We start from the raw sequence: 21,711 nt of genomic DNA on the forward strand, positions 1-21,711 counted from the left end.
TGCTAGCAGCGCAAGCTGAAGCCACACTTTGAACGTCACATGATGGACAGCGCCGGGTAAGCAGTGCTGCGTAGGCGGGGTTTGTAGCAAAGGCCCCCAGGAAGCCCAACCCCAGCAGCACAGCAGTTGGCCATTGACCTTGGTCCTTGGTCAGTGGGATGTCCGAAGCTTGAACTGGGGGTACCGCGCCAAGCAGGCTCGACGGCCAATTGCGACCAAACACCCATTTCTCATCGACTTGCCCATTTTTGCTGAAATCTAACGATTCTTCCGCCGATATCAGTTCTACCAGCTGTGCCGGCCAGCGTTCCCTATGGAGCGAAAGTGCTATCACAAAGCCACGAAATTAAGAAACCAAGAAGCTCAAAAAACAAGAAACGGCTCCGCACGACGCGGGCGCCGAATATCCTGGGGGGGATCAACGATGAAGAATTTGACTCTATTGGTGGGCGCTATGTGTCTACTCGCCACCGGCTGTGCTCAGTCGGGACTTCTCGGCGGAGGCGGAGGTTGTGGCTGCGACCCGTGCCACGTGTCGCGTTCCAACAGCGCACCACGACCGCTTATTTGCCGCGATGCTTGCTTGCCTTGCAACGGCGGGCTCGGCCTGTTCAAACGCAAGAAAGATGCAGGTTGCGATGTCGATTGTGGTTGCGTAGGCGATTGTGGTGATTACTGCGACGTATGCTGTGACGACGGTGGCTGTGCTGGCGACGCTGGCTGCGACGTTTGCGGTGCCGGCTGTGGAAAGAATCGCACATGCCGAAATTGCTTGGAGCGACTTCGCGGCGCTCGTGATCAAATTTCCTGTGGTTGGGATGATAGGTGTCGTAGTCATGTTGGGAATATCGCCTCGGGCCTGTGCCCCAATGGTGGCGGCTACCCTGCTTCCTACAATCACAACCCGGGCCCGCCGACCGGGCAAGTCGCTTACCCGTACTACACGGTCCGCGGCCCCAGAGACTTTCTGCAAGCCAACCCGACGCGCATTGGGCCTAACTAGTCCGATCACGCGGTGGAAGCACCGCGTCGAACTGTAAGAACACGTGCAAGGAAGCACGAATACGCCAACCGCCAATAGCATGCAAGGAAGCATGTTAGGCGGTTGGCTTTTTTTGTGGAATGAAGTGAGTGAGTGAGAGAGAGCTTCTGAGAATAAAGTTTCGTTAGTCGTCGAGCTTGCTCGCCGCCCGGTCTGGACGAGATCGACAGTCCAAAAAGCGGGTAGTGCTAATTCGCAATCGAGAGTTCGCGGCGACGAAGGTCGTCGGCTAACAACTAACCAATTGCGAACTACTGACAGCTCACACTTCACTCACCACAAGCGTAATGTTCTGCCCACCAAACCCAAAGCTATTGGTAGCGACCGTACTGCACTTGTGGTCCCGTGGAGCGTTGGGTACGTAGTCTAAGTCGCAGTTGGGGTCGGGCGTTTCGTAGTTAATCGTGGGTGGCACGATGTTGTTGGCTAGAGCGTTCAGGCAGATGATTAGCTCCGTAGCTCCGGCCGCGGCAATCAGGTGCCCAGTCATGCTCTTGGTGCTACTGACCGGCACTTTGTAGGCGTGGTCGCCCATCGACAGCTTGATCGCCAGGGTTTCCACTTTGTCGTTCACGGATGTCGAAGTGCCGTGGGCGTTCACATAGTCAATTTCCTCAGGGTTCTTGCCCGCATCGGCCATCGCCATTTTCATGCAGGCAGTGCCGCCGCGGCCTTCGGGGTGCGTGTCGGTAATACGAAACGCATCGGCCGTGGTGCCATAGCCGGCGATTTCTCCAAGAATCTGCGCGCCGCGTGCCTTGGCGTGCTCGTACTCTTCCAGCACCACCATCGAACCACCTTCGCCCAACACGAAGCCATCGCGGTTGAGGTCAAACGGGCGACTGGCCTTCTCGGGCTCGTCGTTGCTTTCGCTCAAAGCGGTTAATAAATTAAAACCGGTGACACCAAACGGATGAATCATGCTGTGCGCGCCGCCGGAGAGCATGGCATCCGCCTCGCCGCGCCGGATGATCTCCGTGGCTTCGCCAATCGCTTGGCTGCTAGCGGCGCAGGCGGTGAGGCAGTTTACGTTGGGCCCTTGCGCATCGAACATACCGGCAAGATACGCGGCTGGCATGTTCGGTTCCTGTTCGAGTTCCGCGACCGGATCGAGAATTTCCAAACCCGTTTCGATAAACCTTTTCAGCGAAAACTCACCCGGCTCCGTGCCGTTGCCACCGGCCGTGGCGTTGACCACCATTTGTGCGAAGCGGAGAAAGTCTTGCTGTCCTTCGCCCGCACCCAGATAGACGCCCAGGCGTGTCGGTTCGAGCGTGCCCGCAATGCCAGAAGCTTCCATCGCCTGCTTAGCCGCCCCGGCAGCGAACCGTGTGTGCCTACCACGGTTTTGCCAGGCTGCTGGGTCTTCACCCACCGAAGCGATCGACCAGTCGCGCACTTCGGCCGCAATTTGGGTAGGGAAATTTGCCTTGGCCAACTGCTCCGAACGGGCCACGCCCGACTTGCAGGCAAGCAAGTTGTTCCAGAGCTCCTCAGGCGAAGTGCCTAATGGCGTGACACAACCAGTACCAGTAACAACAACACGACGACGCATAGGAGAGGCCTGCTTAGGGAAACGCTTGAAAGTAAGGGGGGACTCGCTCTACGTAAGAATAAGCGATTGCCCGTAGGCTGTCAGCTATGGGCACTTGGCATCTTGCTGTTACCAATAAGAATTTCGCGGCCGAGCTTGCTCCGCAATTGGCCCACTCAACAGGCTTTTCGTGCGGAGCAAGCTCAGCCGCGAAACGGGGACTTCTGGCCAGTTACCCTAATTCAGCGGGTAATTCTCGCGTTTCAGTCGATTTCCCTCGCCATCAACTCCGATCTCGAACACGCGTACCAAGTTCAACCAGTGCCGCAAGTCGGTCGGCTTGAACAGCGCTGCCCCAATCTTTGCCTCGATTTCTTCCCCAAGTCGAGCGTACATCAGCTGCACCTCAGCGTGCAATCGTTCGCCCACGTGGGCGGTTGCCGTAACTTGGGCACTATCGGCACGAATCCAGTCGGCATTCACGCGATAGGTAAGCGTTTCGCCTGGGCGGACGCGGCTGTGGAACTTCGCCTTGGCCAGCTTCGCGAGCACCACTAACTCAGCAAATTTGTAGTGTTCGCTCACCAGCAACCCGCCTGCCTGGGCGATGCCCTCGGTCACCAGCGAGTTAGGCATCAGCGGATAGCCGACGAAGTGATCGTGCAAGTGATCTTCAGCCAGCGATACGCCCTTACACGCTACAGCGTGCGATCCGCTGACGAACTCCGTAAATCGGTCAATCCAAAACCAACGCATAGAGAAAAGTCTCTGAAAGGGAACGGACTATCGGTATGTGATTCAGAGAGGAGGTTCGCCGACTGAGGGACTCGCTCTCCCAAGTTGTTGACTCAACACTAGGGCAAACCGGATTCCTCGTTCGTAACACTCTCTTCGGAATGACATGAACACCTACAAGAAGGACAAAACTAAGCAGCCTTCAGCTTGTGATCCACAAAGTTGCACAGGTCTTGTACGGTCAGCTGCTCTGCCAAGTTTTGTACGGCCGGGTTCGCTTCAAACTTGCTCAGGTCAGCAAACGGCATGCGCTCCTTGAGCGCCGCGATACCCGCCGGGTTCATTTTTCCGTCATCGACATATTGCGTGTCATTGAACAGGTCTTCGGGGAACAGCTCACCTCGTTCGATTTTGATGTCGAACGACTTTTCCAGGCGGAACACGATGTCCAGGAAGTCAATCGACTCCGCATCGAGATCGCCGCGTAACGTGGCGGTCGGCGTAACTTCGTCGTCATCAACCCCAAGGGCATCGACGAGGGCTTCTTGGACTTTTTCAAAGATTTCTTCTTGAGACGGCATCGTACTGATTAACCTCCAGCGGTGTCTGAGCCCCCAACAGTTGCGAAACTAGATTAGGAATGCTCGTGATATTGCTTGATGACTCGGGCTTTATGACTCTGGGCTACTTGTTGAATTAGTTTAGGGACGGCACGTCTAAACGGTGGCAACCGCTTCCGCGGCATTCATCACTCGGGTAAGCACCTCGCATTGTCCGCGTTGCACTTCGATCATCCGTCCGTCCAACTCTGCTTGCAATGGATCATCGTCAGCCAAATTGGCGCACTCGACCGAGAGTCGCCCGCTCACGCACAGCCGATCATCGACCGTGCCACGGAACTTCATGCCAATAATGTTTCCTTCTCGTTTGGATTGCTGCACGCTGATGGTAAGCGTCTTGCCCGGCGTTACGAAATCGACAAATCGCAGCGACTTGGCTTCTTGCAGGGTAATTATGCTATGGGCGAAGTCCTCGCTTAGGCGCACCAGCCAAGCCGAAGCTTGGGTAGCCGCTTCCAGCATGAACACGCCCGGCAAAACGGGGAACTCGGGGAAGTGATCCGCCAAGTACTCTTCGCTGAGCGTTACGTTCTTCACGGCGGTGAGTTCGGTATCTGGCTCGAAAGAGCAAATTCGATCGAGCAAAGAAAACTTCATAACAACGAATCCAAGCTATCTATTCCAGGTGCCGAGAGTTCGACAAGCCCACCACAGGGGTGCGTCAGCTCTCGGGTGGCGATCTAGGCACTATTCACAAGCAGGGCGAGCCCCGCAGCGAGCCTAACAATATAGCCGGGTCGCCAAAGGCCCACAACGGGCAGAGGCGAGGGCGGAAGGAGGAGGGCGGAACGAAGAATAGTGCAAAGGGGGGTGTGTCGAAAGGCGATTTCTGGGGCAGTCTGAGGATTATGCCGAATCAGCCGCCCGCAATCCTCCCGTCTTCTGCTACTCCAGCGGGGCACGACAGCACTCATGAAAAGACAGCAGGCGTGCTGCGGGAGAAGTCGCCCGCCGAGCAACTTTCGACTGCGAACGTAATGTGGATCTATGCTCGCAGCCTTATCTCACGAGCCTTGCGTAGCGAGTACCCTGATTGGGCTCAGGGGCAGATTGACAACAACGAGTCGCCAATCAACTACCTGCATCTAGGTCACGTAGCCGCTCTCGGGCCAACTCGACCAGCGCAACCTGCTCGCGGTTCTCCCCGTACAAAGATTCAATCCCACTAAGTAAGCGGCGCGCTTCGAGTCGTTTGCCCTCGTCGATCAGTCTTGCCGCCTCCGCGATCTTGCCTTCGATCAATGTCGTCAGGTCGCTCTGGCTATCGCGATCAGCAGCAATGGCACGCGCGTGCTCCTCCGCCAGCTTCGCAAACGCCCGGTCTTCCAATTCCTCGCTCTTGCTAAACAGCTTGCTCACCGCTTCAAACTTTTGCCACGCGGAGAGCCGATCGCCGAACTCCTCGTAGCGCAAAGCGTCGGCAAAGCGTCGCTGCGCTTCGGATTGCTTCGACCGCCGACTCAGCCCTGGGTTTTCGACCTTCCGCATGGCGCGAAACATTTCCAGTCGTAGATCGAACTCGACGAGTTGCTCCGTATATTCGGATGGAGCTTCCTCAGACTGAGGGAACCGCTCGCGCAGCTCATCCAGGTAGAGTGAGTCGGCCTGCTCCCAATCGCTTGGGTCGTCGGAAGCCATCAACGGCTGGGCTTTGGCAAACAGTGCCGCCTCGCTGTCAGGCATCATCGTCCAGGTGCCCACGCCGATGAGACCCGTCAAGCACAATGCCAGAAACCAAGCCCGTTCGTAGAATGGCGAGTCATCTTTCTTGCGAGTTTTCTTCCGGCGAATTCGCTTGAGTTCTCCGCTGTCGTCGTCTACCGACAGCCCACCTTGCTTGCCCGACCAACCATGTGCAGCCGCTCCTACGCCGGCAGCTACCTTGCGGCGCGCGTTGACAATTGCCCGGTGCGCTTCCTCAGCCGTGGCGAATCGCTCAGACCGTTTCACAGCCAGCAGATTTTTCACCAAAGCGTCCAGCCAAACCGGCGCGTCGAGCACCGTGGCCGATACCCGCGCCGCCGGGGCAATGCGTCGCGCTTCGATCAACTCTTCTGGCGTGTCGGCCGGCCAGGGAAACACGCCAGTCAAGCAGCGATAGAGAATCACTCCCAAGCTAAACAGGTCGCAGGCCGGCAAGTCCTTCGACTTTCGCCCGCGGAATTGCTCCGGCGAAAGATAGTGGGCCTTGCTCATCGGCGATCGCAGTCCGAGCACCTCATCGCGATCTGCCCAGGTGGCATCCAGTCCAGTGATTCTTAAGCCGATCTCGCCCTCTTCGCTTGCCTCGGTTGGTAGCAGCACATGTGCAGGGGTAAGCCGCCGATGGACGACCTGCTTGCTATGAAGATAGACAAGCCCTTCGCCTATCGCCTGAGCGATTTCCACGGCGGGCTCCCAGGCAAGTTTCCCCCGGCGCTCGAGCAGTTCGGCGAGGGATTCCCCTTCAACCAGTTCGAGCGCCAGGTAGGGTTGCCCCCCATCGATGGCTCCCCCCAGCAGCCGCACCAGTCGCGGATGCTCCAGCTTTTGCAGTCGGCGCACATCCTCCATGAACGAGTTCCCGCCGAGTGTGTCTTTGACAACCGCCGGGTCGATCAGCTTGACGGCCATCGACCGCTTCAGCTCCAGATGTACTCCGCGCAGCACATTGCTATCGGCCCCGCCGGCCAGCTCACCCCCGAGGGGCGCTTCCAAAGCAAAGGGTCCAATGCGCGAGCGACGGGAAAGAGGATCAGTCATCCAATTGAAAGAAAGAGTAAAGTAGCGCCCCTGCTCTCTCCATTCTACTTGGAATCACGCGAGCGGCAATTCGAGTGTTTTTCACCCCACAAATAGCCGCGAGCCAACGGCTCGTCGGGGAATCGATGAAAAAGCTCCTTGCTCTCAAGTGCACCGACGTCGGAAGGATACTGTAGCTAAGCCCCTCGGCTGCGCTCGGGACAGGCCACTAACGGCGATTAGGTGCTCAATCGCGACTTCACTCCTGCCCACTCCTGCATCGCAACCTTTGACACCTCGGGCAAAAGTAAATTTTCCTTGAGCCAACTGTTGCCGTTTCGATTTCTGCATCACAGCGGCCGCACCACTGGTGCTTGTAGACCAACAGCCTTTCTTCGCGATTCATCTTGCTGGGCGGTTTGCCGATGTCGGCAGCGCTGGCCACTATAATGCGGTTGTACTTCACGCCGGTACTTAGTAGGTCCACCAGTAGCTGCCACAGCTCGTCAAACTCCGCACGGCTAAGTGAATTGCCCGGTTGCTCGGGATGTAGTTTCAGTAGGTGCAAGACTTCGGCCCTGTAAACATTTCCCACGCCCGCGATCACGGCTTGATTGAGTAGCAGCGTTCCCATAGCAGAGCGGCTCTTGCTTATTTTATGCCAAGCCAGTTCGGGGTTCGCATCTTTGCGTAACGGATCGGGGCCGAGCCGATCGTAGATGGCAGTCACTTGCATCTGGTTGAGCAACTCGCACGTGTTGGGCCCCCGCAAGTCGAACGCCTTCTTCTCGCCGACAATTCGAACGCGTACTGCCCCACGCGGTTCGGGTGCAGGTAGCTTGTAACTTTGGAACTTACCGTAGAGACCAAGGTGAATGTGCAGTGCGGTCGCTGGCCGCTTCGCAGCCTTCTTCCAGTGATAGAATAGATGCTTGCCGTAAGCTTCGACCGACTCCAGGGCGCGCCCATTAATCAGCTTGGCTTGATCCTCGAACCTCCCTTGCGGCGAGCTGACTCGAAGCTTCTGTCCAACGAAGTCGCGATTGTGATCGCGCGCCAAGCGGTGAATTGTGTGGCCTTCAGGCATGAGTGGGTACTCTTTTGGCGAGTGTATAAATATACTAGGAGTGAAGCAGCAGAGTATGAACGCCGGTACCTCAATCTTCTACTGTTCCCACACGTTCCTCCAGCCACTCCACCCCAGTACGAATCTCCCCGAACACATCCCCGTGCCAGCCGTGGCCGCCTTCGTAAGGGACGAGCGTTACCTCAGCATCGGCTCGGCTCAGCACCTTGGCGGCTTGCTCCGCCATGCGGTACGGGCACACACGGTCGTCGCGGGAGTGCAGCAAGTAGTACGCGTGGCCTTTCGCATTTTTGAGCGGTGGAAGTTCCCTAGGCTTGAACACACTCATTGCTATGAGCGAGCCCTTCACGCGTTTACTCGATAGCGAAATCGCGTACGCTACCGGGCCGCTGGAGGACCAAGTTAAAGTAAAGATTCGCTGCGGATTGATTTTGCCGCCCGCTTCTCCAACCCGTTGGATCACATCATCGAGAATCGCTTCGACGAACTGCTCCGTTGAGAATTTCATGCCCTTCGCTTTGTTCTTCGCTATCGGCCACGCAATTTGCTGCTGCGGTGTCCACTTCAAGGCAACCGGCTGAGCCACGAGATACCCCTCCGGCAGCGCCTGTTGCCAAATGCGTTTGACGAACGGGTTGAAGTCCGCGCTGCCGTCGCCACCGGGCATGACGACCACAATTCCGTACCCTTCTGGCGGAGCTTTCTGTTCTTCAAGACCAATGAGAAAGTACCGTTGCTGCTTATTGTCTTCGAGAAAGACATCGACTGAAGGGGCCTCTGTGACCTCAGTCGCACCAGCTGGAAAAGCGCACGCGAAAAATAGAACGAACGCAATCCGACGGTTAAGAAGACTATGTGTCATACATGGGTTCCTCAAAATTCGTTGGACAGCCTCTCCTATTTGCTCGTTGTGTTGTAGAGAAAATGCACTGGAGGTCACAAGTAGCAACAATAATATCCTTCGCAAACTTGCTCTCGATCCCTTACCATTGGAAGAAGTATTCAGACGGAATCCCCTCGAAAGACCTGCCGTGGCGACCAGAACTCTGCTTTTCCTGCTAACGACATTCACTTTGGTCATCGGCAGCACTCCGTTGCAAGCTAAGAAAGCACCGCTCAACGTTCTGTTGATTTGCGTGGACGATCTTCGGCCCGAGTTGGCATGCTACGGCGTAGACTATATTCACTCGCCGAATATCGACCGCCTGGCGACCGAAGGTCGTTTATTCCGGCGCCACTTTGTGCAAGCTCCTACTTGCGGCGCTTCACGCTATGCCTTGCTAACTGGGTGCTACGGGCCCGGCGGCAACGGTGCCCTTTTTCAAAGGGCTGCAAAGTTGGAGGCGAAGTCGGCAGAAGTCTTGCCCAGCATGCCGGCATGGTTTCGGCAGCAAGGCTATACAACGGTGTCGGTGGGCAAGGTATCGCATCATCCGGGCGGACGTGGCGGGCCCGATTGGGATGATGAGTCGCAGCTAGAGATGCCCGACGCGTGGGATCGGCACTTGCTCCCCAGCGGCCCTTGGCAACACCCACGTGGTTGGATGCATGGGTTGGCAAACGGTGAAATTCGTCAGCAGAACGGTGGCATGGATGTGTTTCAATCTCTTGCTGGACCTGACACGATCTACCCCGATGGCGTCAGCCTGGATGTTGCGCTGGAGCAACTCGACGAGCTAACCGCCAAGCCATCGCAGCCTTTCTTCTTAGCGGTCGGCATCCTCAGGCCTCACTTACCTTTCGGCGCGCCTGCGAAATACATGAAGCCCTACGAGAACGTGACGCTTCCGCCCACGCCCCATCCCAACAAACCTGCCGGCAAGACCACCTGGCATCGCTCGGGTGAGTTCATGAGTTACAACCGTTGGGAACGCAATCCCAACGACGACCCCGCGTTTGCCATCGAAGTGCGCAAGCACTACGCCGCGTGTGTGAGCTACGCTGACGCTCAAGTAGGCCGCCTTACTAAAGCTCTTAGCGACAGCGACGCGGCTCAAAACACGATCGTCGTTCTCTGGGGCGATCATGGTTGGCATCTGGGTGAACACGCTGTTTGGGGCAAGCACACGCTTTTTGAGGAGTCGCTGCACTCCCCGCTGATCATTCGCTACCCTGGCATCAAGCAAGCGGGGCAAGCGACCGACGCCCTAGTGGAAACCAGGGATCTCTACCCCACGCTATGCGACTTAGCGGGCATTGCCCCGCCCGCGTTTCTTATTGATAATCCTCTAGCAAGCGTTTCTTTACGACCGCAGCTCGAAGACCCGTCAACAAAAGGTCACGCGGCGGTCTCTTACAACAAAGCCAACCAGACGCTACGCACAGAGTCCCACCGCCTGATTGTTCACAACGACGGTAGCTCAGAACTTTACGACCACACCAGTGCTGCGAAAGAAACGAAGAACATCGCCGCCAATGAGCCTGAGTTGGTCGAATCGCTCAAGGAAAGACTACGAGAGCGCTTGGGGCGGTCACAAGAATCAGCCGCCACGCGTTGACGCCCGGTTTTTCCTGCAAGAGGAGCAAGAACTGTGGGCTAACGCCCGGCGGCTGACTTCTTCCCCTCGTTATGAGTCAGCTCAATCTGCCGATCAACCGGAAACCCGTCGGGCAACGGCGTAGGACTGACTGTCACAATCGTTGTGTCTGCTAGGTCATGCAGAGTTTCCGAAACGAGCCCAGCAGCCATTTCGTCCAATTCGGCAAGCGGCTCATCGAGAAGGAGTAGCTTCGGCCCAGTGGCTAGCGCTCGGGCGAGAGCCACACGACGGCGCTCACCACCCGAGAGCGTGTTTGCGTCGCGCTCGGCTAGCTCGGCAAGGCCCAGTTTGCCAAGCCAGTGAAAAGCACTCATGGATTTGAGTCCGTAAGCCACGTTTGAGCGCACCGTGCCGCGGAACAACAACGGTTGTTGATGCACATAGGTGCGCGACGCCAGCGGGCACTCGATGCGAAGCTGACCTCGATAGCCTGACTCTAGCCCCGCAAGTGCGCGCAGCAGCGTCGTCTTCCCAGCGCCATTGACGCCGAGAATCGCGATGCGTTCGCCAGCGGCAATGTCGAGATGTTGGACTTCGCAAATCGACTTTCCGTCGCGAATGACTTGAAATTGTTCGAGATGGATCATGAGTTATGCTCTCGTTCCCACGCTCCCGCGTGGGAACGTAAGTCACTGCCGCTCTGCGGCCTTCGAATTGGCGCAGAGGGTGAACGTTTCTCGACAGTGGTGAATAGCGCCGCGGGCGGAGCGGCTGGATATCCCGTTACCACGCAGGAGCATGGGAACGAGGGGAGATTGTACCACAATGGGTGTGTCAGTTTTTCTCTCTAGTCAATCGCGTCGTAATGAAAAATGCGCCGAGAGCAACAAGCAACAATATCGAGCTCATCGCCAGGCCGCGAGCGAATTCGCCGCGGCCCGTTTCTAAGGCGGTAGCCGTAGCGAGTGTTCTGGTACGGTCTTTCAAGTTCCCGCCGACGATCATCGCGATGCCCAGCTCAGTAACACAACGGGCGAAAGCGGTCATGATTGCCAGCAGTACACCGGTGCGCGCTTCAGACAAATAGGTGAGCCCGCGTTTCCAGGGTGAGGCGCCGAGCGTGAATGCCGTTTCGCCCACGCGAGGATCAAGCGACTTTATCGCTCCGTGGGTGAGCCCAATCACAATAGGCAACGCCAGCAGCAGTTCGCCGGCCACGATTCCCCACGGCGAGTACAACAATTCCAACGGCCCCAACGGCCCGCGGCGGGAGAACATCGCGTAGCACAGCATCCCCACGAACACGGTCGGCAGTGCCATTGCCACGCGAGCGAGAAGCACCAGCGTCGCTTGCCCGGCAAACTGCTTACGAGCCAGCAACACGCCCAACGGCAAACCCAGTATTGCGGCAATGGCGACCGCGGTGGTCGAAATCCAAACGCTCCGCCATGCTGCCGAAAGTACCAGCGGATCACCAGACACAATCAAATGAAACGCTTCACGAAGGCCTTGCCAGACGAGGTTCATAGGGTGTGGGCTGATGCCGGGTAGGTGCAATGTTGTAGGCCGGAACTCGTACTACTCGTTCCGGCCTACGTTTAACAGGTTATTGGGGGTGAACAGTATCTCACCCTCGATTTTGAATTCACGTATCACTTGTTGCGCAATGTCAGAGATCAAAAAGTCGGCAAATGCGTTGGCGAGTTTCGAGCCTCTTGCTTCGTTCTTCTGCGGATCAACGACGATCACACTATAGGGATTAGCAAATTCTGGGAGTTCTTTAACAGTACCAGAAACCAAAGGCACGAGCTCGATCTTGCTTAGTCTTCCTAAGCGGGAAAACTTCAGAAAGGTGCCACGGTCGGTAAGCGTGTAGCCTTGCATTTCATCGGCAATGGTAAGAGTAGCACCCATACCCTGCCCTGTTTCGATGTAGTCGCTCCAGTCCGGTCGCCCGTCAGCTGCTTTCCAAAGTTGCAGTTCGCGTTGGTGGGTGCCACTGTCGTCGCCGCGAGACAAAAATCTTGCCTGCTGGCTGGCGATTCGCTGAAGCGCTTCTTCCGGTGGCAGATCGCGAATATTCGCCGGATCGTCGGCCGGGCCGATAATCAGGAAGGTATTGCTCATTACCGCTTCCCGCCGCGTGCCATGCCCGGCTGCCATAAACGCCTCTTCCGCTTCCGGCGCATGGACCAAGAGCACATCCACGTCACCTGCTTCGCCAAGCTTCAGCGCCTTGCCTGTGCCCGCGGCAACCACATCGACGCGCACCTGGTGTTGTTTCTCAAATGTAGTTAGCAATTCTTCAAGCAGACCTGAATCTCGAGTGCTTGTGGTCGTGGCTAGGCGAAGTGCAGAAGGCGCATGCTCTGCCTGGCAGCCAACCGAGAGCAGACCCAGTGCGACGAAAAGTGATAGGGTGATGAGCCTCACTTCAACAACTCATGCAATTTAAAATGAAACTTTCCGAGCTTCCCACCATAGTTGCCCGCGCCGATGGCGAGTACACCATCGCCAGCCGCTTCGTTGAGCAGCACTTTCATGGCACTGGCGACTGCTTCCTCATCAATGCCGTTTACGACGATTTCGTAACAAGCGTTCGCGCGGTCAACGAGCTTTGTTTCAACGCGACCCCGCAATGTGGGGCAGAAGGCTTCGTTAATGCTGGCCACCAGTTTCTTGTATCGCGAGCCCACTTTGCTGCCGCTGCGTACGACGCCGCCCGGAAAAGGTGCGATCACGCCCGGCATGTCGCGAATCGCTTCACTCGCGCGACGGGCCGCATTGAGCGCCGTGATTTGGTCGGTGCCCTGCAAGATGATGTTCCCACCAGCCACGCCTTTGCCGATGCCGACATTTTCCTCTACCAGGAACTCGCCATCCATCACGGGAATGCGCCAGTAACGCGTCCCAGAGATTACCTTGCTCTTTTGAAGCCCATCGCCGAAGTAACGTAAATGTTTGCCAAGGGGAATGGTTTCCTCTGCTTCTTCTAACCCATTGAACACGGCTGTCGTCGGGCAGGTCATAACGCACTGGCCGACGCGATTTGGAATCGCCTTGGAGAGGGCTTCCGTCGAAAACCCAAACGCAAGGACCACCGCTGCCGGACGACCGTCGGGCGACTCACTTGCAGGGATTCGCTGATCGACGCCCACCTCAGCGTCACACGCGATCACACTGGAACCATAGCCGCAAAGTTCATTCAAGGCGGCGTCCAGCCAGTAATCGTCGATCGCCGAGATGACCAACCGCGTGTAGCGCATGCGAAACGCTTCAGCGAACGTGTCAAGAATTTCGGTGGAGCCGATTTTCATGGCGGCGGCTTGCATGGCGAGACAAGTGAAAGGATTGAATCATCGCTCATCATCGCTGTCGCGAGCTTTGGTGACAAGCACTGCCATGAAAGGGAATAGAGGAATGCCGAAAGAGAAATACTCGTTTGGGGAATCAAAATAGCCGCGACTAAACAAGTCGCCGGGGCCAAGTTCGATTCAACACTCGCTCGCAAGGTCCCGGCAGACTGTTAGTCTGCGGCTAGTTTCAGTTCTCCAACTGCTGCTCTCCCTTCGACCTTCCCCTTTCGATTCGCGCTGTCATGTCCTCTTGCGAACATCTACAATATGCGTTCCCACTCATCAGCAGGTGCCTAGCGCCCTCCAATTAGCGCCCCAAACATGACCGACTACATTAAGATTGCCGGCGGCACGATTCACGATCCGGCCAACGATGTCGATGGCGCCACGCGCGACATTTGGATCTCCGACGGTAAGATCGTTGCCCCGCCGGAAGACGCCAGCGTGAAGCCCAACCGCACGATCGATGCGCAAGGCCTGGTTGTCATGCCGGGCGGCATCGACATGCACTGCCACATCGCCGGGCCGAAGGTCAATACGGCCCGCAAGATGCGCCCCGAGGAAAAGCGCGCCTCGGAGGTCGTCCACCGAACTACCAACACACGCAGCGGCACGATGGGCAGCGTGCCCAGCACGTTCGCCACCGGTTACAAGTACGCCGGCCTGGGTTACACGACTGCTTTCGACGCGGCCATTCTGCCGCTAGGTGCCCGTCACGCGCACGAAGAGTTCGACGATACGCCCTGCATCGATAAGGGCTTCTACGTGTTAATGGGAAATAACCACTACGTGATGAAAAGCATCGCGGAGAACGAGCCGCAAAAACTGAAAGCATTCATCGGTTGGCTACTTAAATCCACCAAAGGCTTCGCGCCGAAGCTCGTCAACCCGGGCGGCGTGGAGGTTTGGAAACAGAAGCAAGCCGGCAACGTACACGGGCTGGACTCTGAGGTCGACCACTTCAACGTCACTCCCCGACAGATCGTCAGCCAAGTGACCCAGGCCGCCAACGAGCTGGGTCTACCCCATCCGGTACACATACACTGCAACAATCTCGGCATGCCGGGCAATTGGGAAACCACGCTCGAAACGATGAAGGCGCTGAACGGTCACAAGGGGCACCTCACGCACATCCAGTTCCACAGCTACGGCGGCGGCGACGCGGACGAGAATACGTTTAACTCGAAAGTCACCCAGCTGGCCGAGTACGTCAACACGCACGACAACATTACCGTCGACGTCGGCCAGGTGCTGTTCGGCGAGACGACCAGCATGACCGGCGATGGGCCGCTGGGGTACTTCCTTTCCAATGTGTACGGCGGCAAGTGGTACAGCGGCGACACCGAGATGGAAGCCGGCTGCGGCATCACTCCAATCAAGTACAAGAACAAGAGTCTGGTGCACGCGCTGCAGTGGGCGATCGGCCTCGAATGGTACTTGCAGGTCGAAGACCCGTGGCGCGTGGTCATGAGCACCGACCACCCCAACGGCGGATCGTTCCTGGCGTACCCGCAGATCATCCGCTACCTGATGGATCGCCAGTACCGCAAAGATGTCATCAAGACGTGCCACCCGCGGGTGAAAGACCGTTGCACGCTCGGCGACATCGAGCGCGAGTACACGCTCAACGAGATCGCCATCATCACCCGCGCCGGCCCGGCGAGAATCCTCGGCCTAAAAAACAAGGGCCACCTCGCCCCCGGTGCCGACGCGGACATCACCGTCTACACGCCCCATGAGAACAAAGAAACGATGTTCGAGCTACCACGACTGGTGATTAAGGACGGCGAGATCATCGTCGACCAAGGCGACATGCGCGACCCGAGAAACGGTAAAACCCTGCACGTTCTGCCGGAGTATGACACCGGCGTGGAAACGGATATTCAAGCGTGGTTCGAGGAGTATTATTCGATTCAGTGGCGGAACTATCCGGTGGATGATAGTTACTTGCACAGGTCGGAAGTAGTGGCGGGGCGGTGAAAGGGCAAGTAGGGTCCGCTGTGAGCTTGTGAATTATTCAGCTACCTACTCGGCAGCTAAGAATTTAGAATCGGTGACTGCTTTGATTCTAACATGCTTTGCGATGGAGGTTCTTGATGGAACGTACCACACAGACCGGCACGGCCCGTTTTCAGCGTGCTGAGCGACGACAGATCGAGTTTCGCCCGCTCGCACTCGATCACTTGCTTGCTGAAGATCACGCAGCGCGACTGATTTGGGCCTACGTGGAAGGACTCGACCTGACGCTCTTGTATCAGAAGATTAAGGCGGTGGATGGGAATGCTGGTCGCAATCCGATCGATCCAAAGATTCTCCTCTCGTTGTGGCTCTTCGCCACCGTCGAGGGAGTCACCTCCGCTCGTCGACTCGCTAAGCTCTGCCAAGAACACTTGGCTTACCTGTGGATCTGTGGCGAAGTGAGCGTGAATTACCATACGCTGAGCGACTTTCGCACCCAACACCATGAGTTTCTCGACGACCTGCTCACTCAAAGCGTGGCCACGCTGCTGCACCAGGGACTCATTGAACTCAACAGCCTGGCCCAAGACGGGATGCGTGTTCGCGCATCGGCCAGTTCGAGTTCCTTCCGCAGGAAGCCCACCCTCGATGAATGCCTCGCCCAGGCGGAGCAACATCTGGAAACACTTCAGAGGGAGAGCGAAGAAGATGTCGGGGTTGAGAACCGTCGTGAACAGGCAGCACGGGTGCGTGCGGCTCGTGAGCGGCAGGAGCGTATTGAAGCGGCTTTAGAAGAGCGTGAAACGCTCGTTCCGAAAATGGAGCGTCGTAAGAAGGGTTCTGGTAGCGAAGCACGCGCTTCGACCACCGACCCCGAAGCACGCAAGATGAAGATGGCCGATGGGGGCTTTCGTCCGGCCTATAACGTACAGTTTGCGACGACGACCGATACGCTGGTGATTGCTGGTGTGGATGTGGTCAATGCGGGGACTGACGGTGGTCAGATGAAGCCCTTGATTGATCAACTTGAGCGGCGCTACCAGCAGGCTCCCGAGCAGTACCTGGCCGATGGGGGCTTCGTGAAGCTGGACGACATTACTGCCCTTGAGCAGGCGGGTATCACAACGTACCTGCCGATCATGGAGCAAACACGTAAGGAGTCCAAGGGGATCGACCCGTTTGCTCCGGTGAAAGGCGATAGCGAAGAGGTCAAGCGGTGGCGTGCCCGGATGGGCACTTCCACAGCGAAAGAGATCTATCAGCAGCGCAGTGCGACTGCTGAGTTCCCCAACGCCGGCTGTCGGAATCGGGGGCTGGGTCAGTTCCCGGTTCGAGGGTTGCTGAAAGCCAGAGCGATCTGTTTATGGCAGGCACTAGCGCACAACTTCCAGAGAACACTTGATTTACGGCGGCAAGCGACCGGGTAAGCTTGTGATGATCAGGCAAGGATGCCAACGCCATCGGGTCGTCAGCATCCCAAGCAACTTTAGCAAACAGGGGTGTTTAACAACGACACAACCAACCTTTCAAGAAAGAACCCCCGAGCACTAGGACCTCAGGCCCGGTTGAGAAAAATTCACGGCCTCTGTGCGGACCAGCGTGCTGGCTGGTATCTCTCCGGCACTCACCCCTAGTTCCGTCGCGACCATCGTTGCTCTTGGTCCGCACAGCGGACCCTACAGCCCCGCTACCCGCAACGCCGCTTCATACTCCTCCGGCGTATTGCAATTCATTAAGCTCCGCAAATGCGAGTCAACCGTGTGCAGCTCTTCGACCGGCACTTCGCGCGTGTCACATTCTTCAAACAAGAAGAACGGCCGCAGGCGATCCGCCGCGAGTAGCGCTTCAACATTGGGCAGCACACAAGTTCGATAAACGGCCGCCAAGGGATGGTGGAACTTTTGGTCCTTCGCCACAGCGATGTCGTGCTCGGTGTTGTCAATTTTGTGGAGTAACGCAAACAGCCGCTCCACGAATCCTGGCACCAGTAGTGGCACGTCGCAGCTCGTGGCGTAGGCCGCTTCGATATTCTCAGGCAGCGCTAGTAGTCCCGCGGCTAGCCCTTCTAGCGGGCCGCGTCCGGGATTTTCGTCGTAGGTGATCGCGACGCCGCTAGGCAGTTCAGGCAACTCTTGTCCCACCGCTGCCACCACCACGATGTTTTCCGTCGGAACGACTTCCCCAACGATGCGCACCACGCGCTGCAGCATCAGTTCTGGCCCGAAGGGCAGCAGCGCTTTCGCACTGCCCATGCGAGTCGATTTGCCTCCGCAGAGGACGATCGCGCCGTACTGGTTATCCATTCTTGTCTCCCGACACACATCACCCCAACTGAGTACAAATTCTCGCGAAGGCGCTAAGACGCAAAGTTGGTTGTGGGGGTAATCCTACTGTGAAATCCCTTAGCGCCTTTGCGCCTTTGCGAGAGCCAATTATTGTAGCTGTAGCAATCCTCCGCCACCCGTGCGACAAGCGTCATGGCTCTCAAGCTTACCTACATCGGCGAAACGACGGTCCCTGTCGAGATCGAAAACTTCACGCCTACCTGGGCGGTGGACAAGTCGCTTGACCAGATCAAGGCGTTTGAAATCTATCACGGCAACAGAAAGTTGCCGCTGGCAGAGTTTTTTGATGTCGAAGGAGATTCGGCTGACCATTGCTTCGACTTCCATGGCGACCTGTCCGGCGTGCATTGGATCGGTGCGCATATGGACTCTGGTGAGATCCACATTCACGGCAATGCAGGCCGGCATGTCGGTAGCGAGATGACCGGTGGCACGATTCACGTGCATGGCGATGCCGGCGACTGGGTTGGCGCGGAAATGAAAGCCGGGCTCATTCACGTGCATGGTAACGCGGGCCACTTGGTCGGCGCGGCGTATCGTGGTTCTACAAAAGGGATGTGCGGCGGTACGATACTTGTGGATAGCAACGCTGGCAACGAGATCGGTCTCACCATGCGCCGCGGCACCATTGTTATCGGCGGCAACGCTGGCGATGTGATTGGCTTCAATATGATTGCCGGCACCGTGATTGTGCTCGGCGAAAGCGGCATTCGGCACGGCGCAGGCATGCGTCGCGGCACCATTGCTTTGCTTGGCGGCAACTCCCCGAAGAATCCACCGCCGAAGATGCTCCCTAGCTTCAAGTACGCTTGTACCGCTCAGCCGCAATTCGTGAGTTTGCTACTGCGAGAAATCCGTGCTCTTGATTTTGCAATCCCTGCTGAGTTGCTGGCCGCCCAGTACGATCTCTATCACGGCGACATGGTAGCGCTCGGCCGCGGCGAAGTGCTGGTGCGCCACGCGGCGTAAGGCGAAGGTAGGGTATCGTCGAGTGGAGCGAGGCGTACCATGAATCCTGTGTTCGGTATGCCTCGCTCCACTCGGCAGTACCCTACCCCCACTTCAGTCGTACAAGAACACACCGACCTCAGTCCCCTCGTCGTAGCCTTCACTGTCGGCTGGAATCACGACAAAACCATCGGCCCGTGTGGTGCTACTCAAGACCGAGGAACCGCTATTTGTGATCGGTTCAACCCAGCTGTTCTTGGGATTGAACGCCACTCGCGCGTACACAAGACGGCCCAAGGGAGACATGAGTTTGCTGGCCACTGTTCCTTGCACGGAACGGTACGGCCAATTTGCGCTGCGCCCGCCGAGTTGGCGAATCGCACGGCCAGCGAAAAAATCATAAGCGCACAAGCACGATACTGGATTGCCCGGCAGCAGAATCACAAGCCGGCCATCAAGCGTGCCCATGCCAGTCGGGCTCCCTGGGCGCATGTGAATGCCGTGGATGCCTAGCTCCCCGTGTTCCGCTAGTAGTGTCGGTGCGTAGTCTTCCTGGCCGACGCTCGAACCGCCTGACACGAGTATGACTTCCGCATCAGATTTCAATGCGGCGAGAATCGCGTCGCGATCATCGGGCACGAGATCAGGACCAGATGTCATACCGCCATCGCGATTTACGAGTGCAGCAAGCATCGGCCCGTTCGCATCGGCGATCTGGCAGCCCGCTGGGGTTGTGCCGGTGGGAAGCAATTCGTTGCCGGTAATCACAATTCGTACGCGGGGACGCTGCACAACCTTGACCGCCGGGCAGCCAATCGAAGAGAGCACACCCACGTCTTGCGCTCGTAGCTGCCGGCCTGCTTGGAAAACTTCAGTGCCGGCGGTTATGTCCTCCCCAATCGTACCGACATGTTTGCCGGCAGCGATCTCATCCAGCACGAACAGTTGAGAATCGTGGAATTCACACCGCTCAGCCGGCAGCACCGCATCGGCACCGGCGGGCAGGGGCGCGCCGGTCATGATGCGCACTGCTTGACCAGGAGCGACTTCCCCAGCAAACGCCTCGCCCGGGAAGCAATCTCCGATAATCTCTAGACGCAAGCGATTTTCAGAGCCTGCTCCCCGCGTGTTTTCCGCGTGCAGCGCAAAACCATCCATCATCGCCCGCCGAAACTGCGGCACATCGACCGTGCTGTTCACGTTTTCCGCAAGCACTCGACCCGCTGCATCACTTAGCGAGATCAATTCTTGCATCAGTTCAGTAGTCGACGGACAGTGTTCATCGAGCCAAGCGAGTGCTTGCTGGACGGTTGATCGCACAGCGAATCCGCGCATGCGCACGTCTGCATTGGGGTGGGCGGCATTGGGGTGAGTATTTGAAGAACGCATAGATGATTGGCTTGTGTAGTCGGCTGGGTTCGAGTTAGCTATGATAGTCGATATGCGCGATCCAAGTAGCCCGCGAGCTACTTTCATCGAATTGAGATATTCAATTGTCCGTGACAAAAACCCACCACGATGTTGCCTGCACTGTCTGCGGTTGCGTTTGCGATGATATCTCTTTGGAAGTGCGCGATAACCAAATTGTCTCGCACAAGAATCTTTGCACCCTAGGCGAACCAGCGTTCTTAGAACTCACCGACGCTGCGTCATTGGTTTCTCACAAGAAGCAGCTCCCGGCGCAAACCTTGGGGTTAGAAGAGAAACTACAGTGCGCCGCCGAAATCCTCGCGAACAGCCGCGCACCACTGGTCTACGGTATGTCGCGCAGTAGCACGCCCGGCCATCGAGCGGCGGTTCGCCTGGCAGACAAATTGGGCGCCGTGATCGACACCACCGCCTCGACTTGCCACGCAGCATCGATCATGGCCTTGCAGCAGGTGGGCGAGAGCACCGCCAGCTTGGGCGAAGTGCGGCATCGTAGCGACTTGGTCATCTACTGGGGAAGCAATCCGCTAGTGAGTCACCCACGCCACATCGAACGCTTTGTCGACGCTCCCGGCCAGTTCATTCCCGGTGGTCGTAAGGATCGCAAGCTCATCGTCGTTGATACTGAGAAAACAAAGACGGCAGAGTTGGCAGACATTTTCATTCAGGTGGAACCGGGCGGCGACTTTGAACTGCTTTGCGCCTTAAGAATGCTCACCCAAGGCAAACCACTCGGGGTCGGTGGCCCCATTCACACCAACCAACCCTCGACGTCAGTCGGGGGATCAATCGGGGGAGTCGAACTCGAACAGATCGAACACTTAGCCAAACTGCTGCGAACCTGCCACTACGGCGCAGTCTTTTTTGGATTTGGCATCACGCACACGAGCGTCCCCCACGCCACGATCGAAGCACTACTGCAACTTGTCACCGAGCTCAACGACCACACTCGCTTCATCGCTCGGCGCATGCGCATTCCGGGCGACGTATCTGGCGCGGACAGCGTGCTCACTTGGCAAACCGGTTTTCCCTTCGGCGTCAATTTGGCCCGCGGCTATCCGCGTTACAACCCGGGCGAGTACACAGCCGGCAGCTTACTCGAACGCAAAGAGGTCGATGCCGTGGTGATTGTCGGCAGCGAGGGTGTCGCGAAACTGTCGCCCTCGGAGCAGGAATATCTAAAAACGGTTCCCACAATTGTGCTCGACTATCCTGGCAGGGAATGTTCCTTTCAGCCGACGGTCCAGTTTACGACCGGCGTGTATGGTCTACACTACGAGGGAACGGCCTACCGTATGGATGAAGTCCCCATTCCACTACGTGCCGTCTTGCAAAGCGACCTGCCCAGCGACGAACAGGTGCTGCAGGGGATTCTAGAGCGGGTACTAAATTAGTCATTCCGATAGCGCCTCCCCTCGTACCCACACTCCTGAGTGGGGACGCGATATCCAACCAT

19 protein-coding genes are annotated in these 21,711 nt (G+C 57.3%); 6 read left to right on the forward strand and 13 right to left on the reverse strand.

Features of this window, described 5'->3' with window-relative positions; translation table 11 throughout:
• Window positions 1-424 precede the first annotated feature (424 nt).
• On the forward strand, window positions 425-1,003 hold the full coding sequence (locus HG15A2_RS00425; protein ID WP_145056754.1) for a hypothetical protein: 579 nt from the start codon (window positions 425-427) through the stop codon (window positions 1,001-1,003).
• A gap of 301 nt (window positions 1,004-1,304) precedes the next feature.
• On the opposite strand, the gene HG15A2_RS00430 is transcribed toward HG15A2_RS00425, so the two are convergent.
• The 7 genes from HG15A2_RS00430 to HG15A2_RS23700 form a co-directional block, all read right to left on the reverse strand.
• Window positions 1,305-2,597, reverse strand: a complete 1,293-nt coding sequence (locus tag HG15A2_RS00430; RefSeq protein ID WP_145056756.1) for a beta-ketoacyl-[acyl-carrier-protein] synthase family protein — start codon at window positions 2,595-2,597, stop codon at window positions 1,305-1,307.
• 216 nt (window positions 2,598-2,813) lie between these two features.
• Window positions 2,814-3,332, reverse strand: a complete 519-nt coding sequence (locus HG15A2_RS00435) for a 3-hydroxyacyl-ACP dehydratase FabZ family protein (protein WP_145056758.1) — start codon at window positions 3,330-3,332, stop codon at window positions 2,814-2,816.
• Between the two features lie 170 nt (window positions 3,333-3,502).
• Window positions 3,503-3,892, reverse strand: coding sequence for an acyl carrier protein (locus tag HG15A2_RS00440; RefSeq protein WP_145056760.1), 390 nt, complete (start codon window positions 3,890-3,892; stop codon window positions 3,503-3,505).
• 135 nt (window positions 3,893-4,027) lie between these two features.
• Window positions 4,028-4,528 (reverse strand): 3-hydroxyacyl-ACP dehydratase FabZ family protein, encoded by a 501-nt coding sequence (locus tag HG15A2_RS00445; RefSeq protein ID WP_145056762.1) that lies wholly within the window; start codon window positions 4,526-4,528, stop codon window positions 4,028-4,030.
• A gap of 474 nt (window positions 4,529-5,002) precedes the next feature.
• Window positions 5,003-6,673: a serine/threonine-protein kinase gene (locus tag HG15A2_RS00450; protein ID WP_145056764.1), complete on the reverse strand. Its 1,671-nt coding sequence runs from the start codon at window positions 6,671-6,673 to the stop codon at window positions 5,003-5,005.
• Window positions 6,674-6,911: 238 nt separating this feature from the next.
• A complete protein-coding gene (locus HG15A2_RS00455) occupies window positions 6,912-7,739 on the reverse strand; it encodes an Fpg/Nei family DNA glycosylase (protein WP_145056765.1) in 828 nt (275 codons plus the stop codon).
• A 70-nt stretch (window positions 7,740-7,809) separates the two neighbouring features.
• Window positions 7,810-8,601 carry an alpha/beta hydrolase gene (locus HG15A2_RS23700; RefSeq protein WP_246117842.1) on the reverse strand — a complete coding sequence of 264 codons (792 nt, stop codon included), beginning with the start codon at window positions 8,599-8,601 and terminating at the stop codon, window positions 7,810-7,812.
• Window positions 8,602-8,770: 169 nt separating this feature from the next.
• On the opposite strand from HG15A2_RS23700, the gene HG15A2_RS00465 reads away from it, so the two are divergent.
• Complete coding sequence (locus HG15A2_RS00465) at window positions 8,771-10,237, forward strand: sulfatase (protein WP_315851211.1); 1,467 nt, start codon at window positions 8,771-8,773, stop codon at window positions 10,235-10,237.
• Window positions 10,238-10,275: 38 nt separating this feature from the next.
• Here HG15A2_RS00465 and HG15A2_RS00470 read toward each other — a convergent pair whose 3' ends face one another.
• The 4 genes from HG15A2_RS00470 to fhcD form a co-directional block, all read right to left on the reverse strand.
• The gene (locus tag HG15A2_RS00470) at window positions 10,276-10,866 is read right to left on the reverse strand and encodes an ATP-binding cassette domain-containing protein (RefSeq protein WP_145056769.1); all 591 of its coding nucleotides are present in this window, start codon (window positions 10,864-10,866) and stop codon (window positions 10,276-10,278) included.
• Between the two features lie 187 nt (window positions 10,867-11,053).
• Window positions 11,054-11,746 carry an ABC transporter permease gene (locus tag HG15A2_RS00475; protein WP_145056771.1) on the reverse strand — a complete coding sequence of 231 codons (693 nt, stop codon included), beginning with the start codon at window positions 11,744-11,746 and terminating at the stop codon, window positions 11,054-11,056.
• A gap of 51 nt (window positions 11,747-11,797) precedes the next feature.
• Window positions 11,798-12,652 carry a substrate-binding domain-containing protein gene (locus HG15A2_RS00480; protein ID WP_145056773.1) on the reverse strand — a complete coding sequence of 285 codons (855 nt, stop codon included), beginning with the start codon at window positions 12,650-12,652 and terminating at the stop codon, window positions 11,798-11,800.
• Window positions 12,649-13,551, reverse strand: coding sequence for a formylmethanofuran--tetrahydromethanopterin N-formyltransferase (gene fhcD, locus HG15A2_RS00485; RefSeq protein ID WP_246117843.1), 903 nt, complete (start codon window positions 13,549-13,551; stop codon window positions 12,649-12,651). Before fhcD ends, HG15A2_RS00480 begins: the two co-directional genes overlap by 4 nt.
• A gap of 345 nt (window positions 13,552-13,896) precedes the next feature.
• On the opposite strand from fhcD, the gene HG15A2_RS00490 reads away from it, so the two are divergent.
• Both HG15A2_RS00490 and HG15A2_RS00495 read left to right on the forward strand, forming a co-directional pair.
• Window positions 13,897-15,555: a formylmethanofuran dehydrogenase subunit A gene (locus tag HG15A2_RS00490; RefSeq protein ID WP_145056777.1), complete on the forward strand. Its 1,659-nt coding sequence runs from the start codon at window positions 13,897-13,899 to the stop codon at window positions 15,553-15,555.
• A gap of 116 nt (window positions 15,556-15,671) precedes the next feature.
• Window positions 15,672-16,961 (forward strand): IS1182 family transposase, encoded by a 1,290-nt coding sequence (locus HG15A2_RS00495; RefSeq protein ID WP_145056780.1) that lies wholly within the window; start codon window positions 15,672-15,674, stop codon window positions 16,959-16,961.
• A gap of 249 nt (window positions 16,962-17,210) precedes the next feature.
• Here HG15A2_RS00495 and mobA read toward each other — a convergent pair whose 3' ends face one another.
• On the reverse strand, window positions 17,211-17,837 hold the full coding sequence (gene mobA, locus HG15A2_RS00500) for a molybdenum cofactor guanylyltransferase (protein ID WP_145056782.1): 627 nt from the start codon (window positions 17,835-17,837) through the stop codon (window positions 17,211-17,213).
• A gap of 174 nt (window positions 17,838-18,011) precedes the next feature.
• Here mobA and HG15A2_RS00505 point away from each other — a divergent pair, with 174 nt between their 5' ends.
• The gene (locus tag HG15A2_RS00505; RefSeq protein ID WP_145056784.1) at window positions 18,012-18,848 is read left to right on the forward strand and encodes a formylmethanofuran dehydrogenase subunit C; all 837 of its coding nucleotides are present in this window, start codon (window positions 18,012-18,014) and stop codon (window positions 18,846-18,848) included.
• Between the two features lie 93 nt (window positions 18,849-18,941).
• On the opposite strand, the gene HG15A2_RS00510 is transcribed toward HG15A2_RS00505, so the two are convergent.
• Window positions 18,942-20,216: a molybdopterin molybdotransferase MoeA gene (locus tag HG15A2_RS00510; protein ID WP_218932214.1), complete on the reverse strand. Its 1,275-nt coding sequence runs from the start codon at window positions 20,214-20,216 to the stop codon at window positions 18,942-18,944.
• Window positions 20,217-20,326: 110 nt separating this feature from the next.
• Here HG15A2_RS00510 and HG15A2_RS00515 point away from each other — a divergent pair, with 110 nt between their 5' ends.
• Window positions 20,327-21,649 carry a formylmethanofuran dehydrogenase subunit B gene (locus HG15A2_RS00515; protein WP_145056786.1) on the forward strand — a complete coding sequence of 441 codons (1,323 nt, stop codon included), beginning with the start codon at window positions 20,327-20,329 and terminating at the stop codon, window positions 21,647-21,649.
• The last annotated feature ends 62 nt before the right edge of the window (window positions 21,650-21,711 follow it).

It is taken from the genome of Adhaeretor mobilis (genome assembly GCF_007741515.1).
Classification (GTDB): Bacteria; Planctomycetota; Planctomycetia; order Pirellulales; family Lacipirellulaceae; genus Adhaeretor; species Adhaeretor mobilis.